The sequence below is a fragment of the Corallococcus praedator genome, assembly GCF_003612125.1.
In the GTDB taxonomy this organism is placed as follows: Bacteria; Myxococcota; Myxococcia; order Myxococcales; family Myxococcaceae; genus Corallococcus; species Corallococcus praedator.
In genome coordinates this window covers 1-387 of record NZ_RAWI01001427.1, presented here as the reverse complement: position 1 = coordinate 387, position 387 = coordinate 1, and the positions used below count along the sequence as shown (strand labels likewise).

Sequence of the window (387 nt, the reverse complement as noted above, 5' to 3'; positions counted from 1 at the left end):
AATTCTAACTTGGTTTCTCAAGAAGAATTTTGACTTTGAGCTGCCCGGATGGTATCAAAGCGGCTTTTGGCTTTTCATTGGAGTCATTTTTCTAGCGGCGATCGCCATTGCCATCAAAACCATGCCTCGCGCTGCCAATCTGGAGGTGAAGGAGGGCGCTGAGCGCAAGGTGATCAAGGGGTTGCGATCGTTCACCCTGGAAGATGCAGATGTGTTTGCAAAACTGCAACGCGATCAGAGCATTCAGACCTGCTTGGAGTCGTTGAAGGCGAAGGAATTTCGCTTTGGTATTCTGATGGGCGAGTCGGGCTGCGGGAAGACTTCGTTTTTGCAGGCGGGCGTGTTGCCGAAGCTGACGCAGGCAGAAGCAGCCTGTCGCGGCATCTA

1 protein-coding gene is annotated in these 387 nt (G+C 52.5%); it reads left to right on the top strand.

The features are described from left to right. Positions 1 to 387, top strand: a 387-nt coding sequence (locus tag D7Y13_RS46755) for an nSTAND1 domain-containing NTPase (protein WP_158626280.1), incomplete at both ends; no start/stop codon positions are given.